The 10,573-nt window shown below is 43.5% G+C and carries 8 protein-coding genes; 2 read left to right on the top strand and 6 right to left on the bottom strand.

The window, feature by feature from the left end:
• The 5 genes from DWX73_RS11810 to mobA all read right to left on the bottom strand — a co-directional run.
• Positions 1-1,967, bottom strand: a 1,967-nt coding sequence (locus DWX73_RS11810) for a molybdopterin-dependent oxidoreductase (RefSeq protein ID WP_118348948.1), incomplete at its 3' end; no start/stop codon positions are given.
• Positions 1,964-3,799, bottom strand: coding sequence for an NAD(P)-binding protein (locus DWX73_RS11805; protein WP_118348947.1), 1,836 nt, complete (start codon positions 3,797-3,799; stop codon positions 1,964-1,966). The genes DWX73_RS11805 and DWX73_RS11810, both read right to left, overlap by 4 nt.
• Before the next feature lie 66 nt (positions 3,800-3,865).
• Entirely contained in the window at positions 3,866-4,669 is an 804-nt protein-coding gene (locus DWX73_RS11800) for a formate/nitrite transporter family protein (RefSeq protein ID WP_118348946.1), read from the bottom strand.
• A 73-nt stretch (positions 4,670-4,742) separates the two neighbouring features.
• The gene (locus DWX73_RS11795) at positions 4,743-5,951 is read right to left on the bottom strand and encodes a molybdopterin molybdotransferase MoeA (protein ID WP_118348945.1); all 1,209 of its coding nucleotides are present in this window, start codon (positions 5,949-5,951) and stop codon (positions 4,743-4,745) included.
• Positions 5,952-6,013: 62 nt separating this feature from the next.
• The gene (gene mobA / locus DWX73_RS11790; RefSeq protein ID WP_118348944.1) at positions 6,014-6,589 is read right to left on the bottom strand and encodes a molybdenum cofactor guanylyltransferase; all 576 of its coding nucleotides are present in this window, start codon (positions 6,587-6,589) and stop codon (positions 6,014-6,016) included.
• Between the two features lie 194 nt (positions 6,590-6,783).
• Here mobA and DWX73_RS11785 point away from each other — a divergent pair, with 194 nt between their 5' ends.
• Entirely contained in the window at positions 6,784-8,571 is a 1,788-nt protein-coding gene (locus DWX73_RS11785) for a DUF885 domain-containing protein (RefSeq protein WP_118348943.1), read from the top strand.
• A 14-nt stretch (positions 8,572-8,585) separates the two neighbouring features.
• Here DWX73_RS11785 and rd read toward each other — a convergent pair whose 3' ends face one another.
• The gene (gene rd / locus DWX73_RS11780) at positions 8,586-8,747 is read right to left on the bottom strand and encodes a rubredoxin (RefSeq protein ID WP_118348949.1); all 162 of its coding nucleotides are present in this window, start codon (positions 8,745-8,747) and stop codon (positions 8,586-8,588) included.
• Positions 8,748-8,967: 220 nt separating this feature from the next.
• Between rd and DWX73_RS11775 the strand changes: the two genes are divergently transcribed.
• Positions 8,968-10,350, top strand: coding sequence for an MATE family efflux transporter (locus DWX73_RS11775; RefSeq protein ID WP_118348942.1), 1,383 nt, complete (start codon positions 8,968-8,970; stop codon positions 10,348-10,350).
• Positions 10,351-10,573: the final 223 nt, after the last annotated feature.

Here is a 10,573-nt window from a genome sequence, read left to right as displayed (position 1 = left end):
CTCCCTGTAGTGCCTTTGGCAGTCTCAGTCATAAATAATTCATCTACAACAAAGAAATCCAGCGAACTCAGCGCTTTGATCACATGGTGCGTATTTGGATCTGTACGGACCGGATCTTCTCCAAAGATAAACAAACCTTTCACTTCTCCTGTCAGCATTTTCGGGAAACAGTCTGTTGCTTTTGTTCCGATATTCGGATTTAGCTTCGTTCCCCATGCCTCTTCAAATTTCTCAAGAACACCAGGCTTATCAATATTCTGATATCCGGAGAACTGATTCGGAGATGCTCCCATATCACATGCTCCCTGCACGTTATTCTGTCCTCGAATTGGATTTACACCGCATCCAGGTTTTCCAATCTTACCGACCATCATAGCCATATTTGATAATGACATAACGCCTTCTGTACCTGTATGATGTTCTGTTACACCAAGACAGTACATGATCGGCGCGCGATTTGCAGTAGCGTAAATGCGCGCTGCTTCGCGAAGTGCATCGGCATCGATTCCACAGATTTCTGCTACCTTTTCAGGTGTATAATCCTTCACTAATTCTTTCATTGCTTCGAAATTTTCTGTGCGCTCTTCAATGAATTTGTGATCTACAAGATCCTCTTCAATGAAAATATGCATCATACCATTTGCAAATGCAACATTTGTACCTGGTTTTAATTTCAGATGAATATCTGCGTCTTTACAAAGATCAATATCACGCGGATCTACAACGATCAGCTTCGCGCCGCGCTGTACTGCCTGGCGCACCTGCATTCCAAGTACCGGATGCGCGTGTTCCGGATTAGATCCGACAAGCATAATCGCATCAGATTCATGAGTAATATCATAAATAGTGTTTGTCATGGCTCCGGAGCCTAATGTGGTTGCCAAACCGGCAACAGTCGGAGCATGTCAAACGCGGGCACAGTTATCGGTATTGTTGCTCTCAAATGCTGTTCTTACCATCTTCTGAAGCATATAAATATCTTCATTTGTAGAACGTGAGCATGCAAATCCGGCCAGTGCCTCACCTCCGTATTGTTTTTTAATTTCAGTAAATTTAGATGCAACAAGATCAAGTGCCTCATCCCAAGTTGCTCTCTCAAACTCGCCTGTCTCTTTATTCTTAATTAATGGATAACGGATTCTGTCTTCACAGTCAACAAAGTCAAATGATCCGCTTCTTCCTTTCACACAGAGCAATCCGTGATTAGACGGTCCATCTGCCCCCTGAACATCAACAATCTTGCCATTCTTAACAATCAGATCCATCTGACATCCTGTTGCACAATGTGGGCAAGTTGTACGGACTTTCTTCACTTCCCAGTCGCGGTAGTCTTTTCTTCTCTTAATAACAAGCGCACCTGTCGGACATGCCTGTGCACAGTTACCGCAAGATTCGCAAAGCGATTCCTTCCAACCTTCGCCAAACGGAGCTTTTACATATACTCTGGCTCCATTTTTTTCAAGTGAAAGCGCATGTCTTCCGGTTGCTTTTGCACAAGTGCTGATACAGCGCTGACACTGGATACAAAGTCCCGGATCATAAGAAAGAAACGGGTTCTCTGCACACGGTTCATGCTGCACATCTCCGTGGGATGCTTTAAAGTTCGGAACATCAATTCCGTACTCTCTCGCCAGAGCCTGAAGCTCGCACGCACCATTTTTGATACATTTAAAACAATTTGTCTTATGTTCTGCCATAAGAAGGTGAAGTGTATTCTTGCGCGCTTCAACAACTGCTTCACTGTCTGTCTGAATCTTCATTCCCTCTCTGACTACTGTATTACAGGCTGTTGCCAGACCTGCACGACCTTCTATCTCTACTACACAGATTCGACAGGAGCCAATCTCATTAATTCCTTCCAGAAAGCAGAGTGTCGGAATATGAATTCCATTTTCTCTGGCTGCCTTCAGGATTGTCTGGCCTTCTTTTGCCTGAATCTCCATGCCGTTTATCGTTACATTAATCATAAATCTCTGCCCCCTTCCATTGCTCCGCATCCATAATGGTCACATCTGAGACAGCGGCTTGCCTCCTGCATTGCCTCTTCATGTGTCAGAAGTTCTTCCACATGCTCAAAGTCTTTCTTTCGGATAAATGCTGGACGCTCGCCAATCTCAGTACGTCCCATAAATGTCCTCATATTTTCCTTCGGTTCCGGAACAACTGCTTCACACAGTAAAGTATGATGATAGCCAAGATATTCATCAATATTATGCGCTGCAACTTTTCCTGCTGCAATTGCACGGATAACTGTGGACGGACCTGTTGCACAGTCTCCTCCTGTAAATACTCCCGGAAGTTCTTTTACTTCCGTATCAAGCCCTGCCTGGAATACATTTCTCTTGGCCGGCATACCAAATTCTTCAAACGGTGCAGACACAATATCCTGTCCTACTGCGATCATAATCACATCTGCCGGGAATTCCTGCTGCGGTTTATCTGCATCTTTCGGAGCCGGACGATCTCCTCTATATGCGCTGATCATCTGTGGCTGTGTAACAAGTGATACACAGTTTCCCTCTGCATCTTTTTTAATCTCTACCGGCGACTGTAATGTTACAAGAGCAATTCCTTCCATAACAGCAGATTCTACTTCTGATTCCAAAGCTGTCATATCTTTCTGACGTCTTCTGTATACAATCGAAACTTCTTCTGCATTACATCTGACTGCACTTCTCGCACAGTCCATAGCAACATTACCTCCACCGATGACGAGAACTTTCTTTCCAGTATAATCCGGAAGATGTCCGTTGCCAATCTCATCGAGAATCTCTACCGCAGATACAACATTTTTCGCATCTGCTCCCGGAATATTCAGTGTCTTTCCGGTCTGCGCACCGATCGCAACATACATTGCATCATGCTTCTTCTGTACTTCTTCAATAGAAATATCTTTGCCGACAGTTGTATTGTATACTACTTCAATATCTCCTGCGCCAAGGATAGCACGAATGTCTTCATCAAGACGGTCTTTCGGGAAACGGTAATTCGGAATTCCATAGCGGAGCATTCCGCCAAGCTTATCATGTGACTCATACACAACAGCCTTATGTCCCATTAATGCCAGGAAATAGGCTGCTGTTAATCCGCTTGGACCTCCCCCGATAATACCAATTGACTTTCCTGTTGATGGATTCGGAGCCGGTGTCTTCACTGTATCTGCCGGCATCATATCAACAGCATATTTTTTCAATGCACGGATATTGATCGGAGATTCCAGCATCTTACGTCTGCAGCGTTCTTCACACGGATGCTCACATACCATTGCACATGCCGTTGGGAATGGATTGTCCCGGCGGATCAAGTTAATGGCTCCTGCATAATCTTCATTACCTACAAGCGCTATGTATCCCGGAATATCTACGTGCGCCGGACAAAGTGATACACATGGAATCTTCTGTCCAACACAATCGAGACATCTCTGATTCTCTATATGGCTCTTGTACTCATCTGCAAAAAGTTCAAGTCCTTTTAATACTTCGTCAGCAGCATTCCAACCAATGGCACAGTCTGCTGAATCCCGAATCATTGTTGCCATCATTTTAATATTTGCCAACGTCTTTTCTGTAGCACATCCATCCAATACTTTCTGCATCAAACGTGCTACAAGAGGGAGTCCATCCCTGCACGGTACACATTTTCCACAAGTCTCATTTGCAGCTGTCCGCAGCATAGAAATCTGCAGTGTGATCGGACAGCTTCCCGGAGGATATACCTCAACCTTATGAGAAAAATGTCGTGCAATTTCATTCATTTTTGCGTCATAACCTGACGGATCAGAAAGATATAATTTGCCCATAAATTCCCTTCTCTCTTATTCTTTGATAGAATATTATTTTTAGTTACTTATTTATGATCCTTTTCATTAATCATCTTTTAAATATACAAACCAATATGCCACGCCTACGAGTATCGCTCCACCGATAATATTTCCGATTGTTACCGGTAAAAGATTGGCTGTAAACATTGAACCCCATGTCAGACCGGATACATCAACCTGTGCGGCTTCTGCCATGAGCATATAGTTTTCATTTCCCTTTGCAAAAAGTCCTGCTGAAATATAGAACATGTTTGCAACACTATGTTCAAATCCACATAATACAAACATTGCAATCGGGAAAAACAATCCGATAATCTTAGAAGAAACCTGTTTTGCCGCAAATGAGATCCACACTGCAATACATACAAGGAAATTACATGCAATTCCTTTGAGTACTGCATCGCCGAACGAAATGGACGTCTTTGCCACAGCTGTACTGATCAGGGCAGTGCCCACATTAAAAGTATCTGTCTGATGACCAAATACACATATCGCCGCAATCAGCATACTTCCCACAAAATTTCCAAGATATACGATAATCCAATTCTTTAACATTCCTGCAATTGTAATCTCTTTTTTCAGCAACGGAATTACAAGAAGACAATTCCCTGTAAAAAGTTCGCTTCCTGCAAGCAGTACCATTGTCAGGCCTCCCGGGAAAAGACATGCTCCGACAATCTTTCCTGCTGCCCCCGGAAGAGCCGCTCCCGCAGTTGCAGAGGCAATTCCTCCCACTGCAATAAACATTCCGGCAAGAATACCAAGCACAAACATCTTGGCAACCGGCATATTTACTTTTCCCTTCCCTATTGCGATATAATTATTCGCGATTTCTTTTGGTGTATTCATAATACCCTCTCCTTCCTTTCATCTATTTCTTCTATATCCAGCAGCTGTCTTTGCTTTCGCCGCTGCTGCGTGTTTAAATGAAACAGACTTCTAACATTGTTCCCTTCTCTAACGGCCCTGCTCCCCCCGGCACTATTGCCAGAAGATCGCAGTCATCCATCGACGAAACAGAACCATTTCTCTGATTCTCAAGCGGAGTAAAATACAGCATCCCATCCTGATAGGATGATTTGCCTTTCAGCACTCTTATGACCGGACAAGATTTCCCAAATGCTTCTGTGAGCCGCGCCTTTGCTCTTCGGAAATCAGTCTTTGATGCCCCGCATAATTTCTTTATACACGGAAGGCCTACACATAGAAGGCCGGTGGCCGCTGCTCCTGGATTCCCTGACAGACCAAGAATCAGCTTTCCGTCTTTTCTGGCTGCCAGCATCGCTCCTCCCGGTTTCAGCCGGATTCTGTGAAACAGCAGCTCGCCGCCAATGTTCTCGATCACCTCCGGCAGATAGTCATAATCCCCGGCAGATACCCCTCCTGTTGTAATAACTATGTCGCTATGTAAAAGTGCTTTCTCAATCACTTCGCTGAGCATCTTCGGATTGTCTAAAACAATACCGGAATGAACCGGCGTAACTCCATACCTTCTCAAGTATCCTCCAAGCAGATACGGATTTGTATCATAAATCTTTCCATATTCCGGCGTCTGCTGCGGACTTAAAAGTTCGCTTCCGGTACTGACAATCGCTGCCACCGGCTTCCGATAAACCTTCACTTTGGAGATTCCCTGGCCTGCCAACAGTGCAATATCCGCCGGCCCCAGACATTTCCCCTGGTTCAAAAGCCGTACGCCGCTATGCACGTCTTCTCCGATCTGCACAATATTTCCAGGCTTTAGCGGAGCTGTCAGTCTTACTTCCTCCTCTGTAAATATTGTACGTTCATGCATAACAACGGCGTCTGCTCCCTCCGGCACTGCTGCTCCTGTCATAATACGGGCGGCATGTCCTCTCTCGATCTCATACTGTGGAATATCTCCTGCTGCAAGCGCTTCCGTTACTTTTAAAACAACCGGTGCATCTTCTGATGCTCCTATCGTATCTTCCGAACGAAGCGCATATCCGTCATACGCACTTCTTCGAAAATACGGTACAGCCAAAACAGCATCCACATCTTCTGCAAGTATCCTTCCATAAGCCTCCGAAAGCTCACACATTTCTGAAGAAACAGCTTCTGTCATACTGCAAAGTAAATCTGCAGCCTCTGTAATTGTCTCAATCTTCATCTCTCATTCCTCTGCCTTTTCTCATTGATGTCTGTATACTCTGATATTTACTACTCAGATTTCTATGTATTCGAATACGTTTCCACAAGGAGCCTATATTCTTCCGGTGTATTAATATTCTGAAGCTGCCACGAGTCCTCGCCTGCTTCTGCAAAGATCACTTTCATCTTCCCAAGCGCCTGCATCATCCGCAGTTCTCTCTTCTCCAGACATTCCCGAAGCACCGGCAGACAGCTGCTCTGATACATCCCGCAAAGAGGATGAATGCGTCCGTCCTTCGTCCGCATAATAACAGCATCCGCATCTTCATCGGACAGTTCACACAATTTTTCTGCCAGCTCTCCGGAAAAAAGCGGAACATCACATGGAACAGTCAAAAGCCGATCAAAATTCCCTGCTGCAAATGCACTGTAAATGCCTCCCATAGGACCATGATCTGGATACAGATCTTCAATCATCGGAATTAAAATCTCTTTATGTCTGTCGAATCGATCTACAGAGACAAGCACTTCTCCGTATCCGCTAAGTTCCTCTGTAAGACGCTCCAAAAATGTCATTCCTTTTATTTTCAGAGAGGATTTCTGTCTGCCCATTCGACTGCTTTTACCACCTGCGAGAATTAAACATCCTGTCTTCATTACACCCCTCCTGATGGATTGTATTTATTCCTGTACACGCATATGTATTTGTGATTATATCACATAAAAACTTTATTGCAAGCAAAATGCCGCATTTTGTTAGTACGTTATTTTTTAGTCAATTTTTCCAATAGATATTGTCATATTTTTATCATTTTCTATATATACTATACAAAAAATCACTCGGAGTTCTTATGCATAAATTTTTCTCATACAAACGGGCTGCTCTCTTCTTTCTCTGCCCATTTTTATCCTTTTTTGCCTCCGGATGTCAAAATACTTCCACCGTTCAGGATGAAAATTCTGCTTTTCGCAAATTCACACACACGCTGTTCTGTCAGGAAGTCTCCTCAGATACCCTTACCCTTCACTACACACTACAGCAGCCTCAAATCTATGGCATTAAAAATGCTCCTGTTACATACGGTTCCTTTTCTTCCAATACAGCCGAGGCAATGGCCTCTTCTGAGAATCTTCTGCACGCATTGGAACAATTTCATCCCAATTCGTTAAATAAAGAAAATCAGCTGACTTATGATATTCTCCAAAAATACTTTCAGACAAATAATGCCCTCGCACCATATCTCCTTTACCAGGAACCTGTCAACCCGACTACCGGAATTCAGGCACAGCTTCCTGTTCTCCTCTGTGAATATCAATTTAGTAATACAAAAGATGTGGATATCTATCTGGAACTTCTCTCCAAAACACCGGAATATTTGCAGTCGCTCTCTGAATTCGAGAAAGCCAAATCCGATGCAGGACTTTTCATGTCTCATGCCGTCGCAGAAGATGTGGTTGCCCAGTGCCGCTCCTTTCTGGAGATGGGCGATGAAAATTATCTCTATACAACCTTTCAGGAACGGCTGAGTCATCTGCCCGACATTTCTAATGCGGAGAAAGAAAGCTATCTTAGTAAAAATAAACTCCAGGTAGATACTTACGTTCTTCCGGCATTTCAAAACTTTGCAGATGCCATCTCTGCGCTAAAAGAAACCGGAACAAATGACAAAGGTCTTTGCTTTTTCCCGGAAGGGAAAGCTTACTATGAAGCGCTTGTTGCCCACAACACCGGTTCCTCCAGATCCATTAAAGAACTCCAGTCACTTACGAAAAAGCAGATTACACAGGACATTTCCGATCTTCAGAAAACTGCGGAATCATTTTCAAAAGAAGGTACAACAGCAGCATCCTCTGATATCACTTCTGCCGCCATTGAGGAAGCCCTTTCCGATCCCGCTGCCATTATGAACGATCTGCAGACACAATGTAATACCGCTTTCCCGGAAGGACCAAATGTACATCATACGATCAAATATGTTCCGGAATCGCTTGAATCCTACCTAAGCCCTGCCTTTTATCTGATTCCAGCCATTGACAACAACGATGACAATGTCATTTATATCAACCGCAAACAGACAATGCAGGGAATGGAATTGTATACGACACTCGCCCACGAAGGCTACCCGGGACATTTGTACCAGACAACGTATTTTGCTGCATCTAATCCTGATCCGGTACGCAGTATCATCAATTTCGGCGGCTACACCGAAGGATGGGCAACTTACACAGAAATGATGTCCTTCTATATGGCTCCCATCTCCAAAACACAGGCTGCGCTGCTGCAAAAAAATAAGTCCGCTGTCCTCGGGCTTTACGCCCTTGCAGATATGGGTATCCACTATGACGGCTGGACCTTAAAAGATGCCTGTAAATTCTTCCGAAACTACGGGATTTCCAATGACAATGTTGTGCAGGATATTTACGAACTAATCCTTTCTGACCCAGGAAATTATTTACGATACTATATCGGTTATCTCGAATTTCTTGAACTCAAGCGTGACTGTATCCAGAAAGACGGGGAAAACTTCTCCCAGAAAGATTTTCATAAAACCATTCTGGAAACCGGTCCTGCACCATTTGACGTATTAAAAAAACAGCTCGGACTCACCGCCCGGGCTGTTTTTATTATTGCATTATGATTCTTCCGTTATACTTATTCTTCTACAACGAATACTTCTTTTCCCATTCCACAGATCGGGCAAACCCAATCTTCCGGAATATCCTCAAAAGCTGTTCCCGGAGCGATTCCGCCGTCCGGATCGCCGATTTCCGGATCATATACATATCCACATGGTTCACAAACATATTTTTTCATAGTTGTCACCTATTCCTTCCTTATACAAATTATGCTATGATATATCTGCTATATGTCTGCACAACTAGCAGTATCTCAAGACGCTTTCATTATATACTAATGTCCTGAAAATTGCTACTAAAAATTTTCTAAAGTTTTTGCAAATTTCTCAGCACATCTCTTTTAAAAATTTTTTTAATGCAGACAACTATAACCGTCATTTAGATTCTCAGGAGGTTTTATGGAAGAACAAAAACAAACAACATCGGCTCCTGCAAATGCGATTACAGAGGGAGTCATCTGGAAACAGCTTCTCATTTTCTTCTTCCCGATCATGTTGGGAACCTTTTTTCAACAGCTCTACAATACTGCAGATGCTATCATTGTAGGACGCTTTGTCGGCAAAGAAGCTCTGGCCGCAGTCGGCGGCTCTGCAAACCAGATCAGTAACCTGATCATCGGATTTTTCGTCGGAGTATCTTCGGGAGCAACTGTCATCATTGCTCAACACTACGGTGCACGAAAGGAAGAACCACTTTCCCATGCACTCCATACTGCAATGGCATTTTGTATTTTCGGCAGCATTGTCATTACTGTTATCGGATATGCGGCTGCCCCAGTATTTCTGCGCTGGATGAATACGCCAAAAGATATGATGCAGGATTCCGTCACTTATTTGCGTATCTTCTTTCTCGGAATTCTTTTTGTATTTATCTACAATATCGGTTCCAGCATCCTTCGCTCTGTCGGAGATTCCAGACGACCGCTTTACTATCTGATTGTCTGCTGCTTTTTAAATATCGGTCTTGATCTTCTGTTTGTCCTCGTATTTCATATGGGAATTGCAGGAGCGGCTATCGCCACGGTACTTTCACAGGCTGTCAGTGCAATCCTCATAATATTGGCTCTAATGCGGACAACAGACATTTACCGGCTTCATCTCCGGCGTATTACATTTTATAAACAATCACTGGAAAATATTTTACATATCGGTATTCCTGCCGGACTGCAGTCCGTTATGTACAGTGTCTCAAATATTATTATCCAGACTGCGTTAAATGCACTCGGTACTGATACCGTTGCAGCCTGGACTGCATTTGGTAAAATGGATGCTTTCTACTGGATGGTCATTTCTGCATTCGGTATCGCCGCAACTACTTTTGTTGGTCAGAATTATGGCGCCGGCAAATATACACGCGTCAAAAAGAGCGTTTCCATCTGTATCAAAATTACACTGGCTGCCGCAGTTATTATGAGCGTCTTTTTCCTCACAGCCGGCAGATATCTCTTCCATCTGTTTACAAATGATCCGGCTGTCATCCAGATCGGTATCCGTATTTTAACCTATATGGCTCCGGCATACGCATTATTTGTATTTATTGAAATTTATTCCGGCGCACTGCGTGGTATCGGTGACGTTATCATTCCGGCTATTATGACTTGCTGTGGTGTATGTATTTTCCGTTCACTCTGGGTATTCATACTCGTACCGCTCTCTCCAACAATTGAGACAATCACGCTCAGCTATCCTGTTTCCTGGGGAATTACTGCTGTTCTGTTCATCATATATTGGAGAAAAAAACAGAAACACTTTGGCTGCGATACGAACAGTATTTCCGCCTAATAATGTATATAAAATTCCTCTGTTTTAAAATTACATTTTGCTGAATTATATTTCCCGAATCAGGGAATATTGAACTTTTTACTTTTCATGACAAAACTTTATTCAAGTTCTATTTGTACGATTTGATGATACGGCGGCAGACTTGCCGCCGTGATAATTATAATTCGTTTCCTGTTCCGATCTCCTCAATATACTTTCGGACTGTTTCCTCATCTTCTTCTAA

The organism is Coprococcus sp. AF21-14LB (genome assembly GCF_003458885.1).
Lineage (GTDB): Bacteria > Bacillota > Clostridia > Lachnospirales > Lachnospiraceae > UBA9414.
This window is presented reverse-complemented; position numbering and strand designations above follow the sequence as displayed.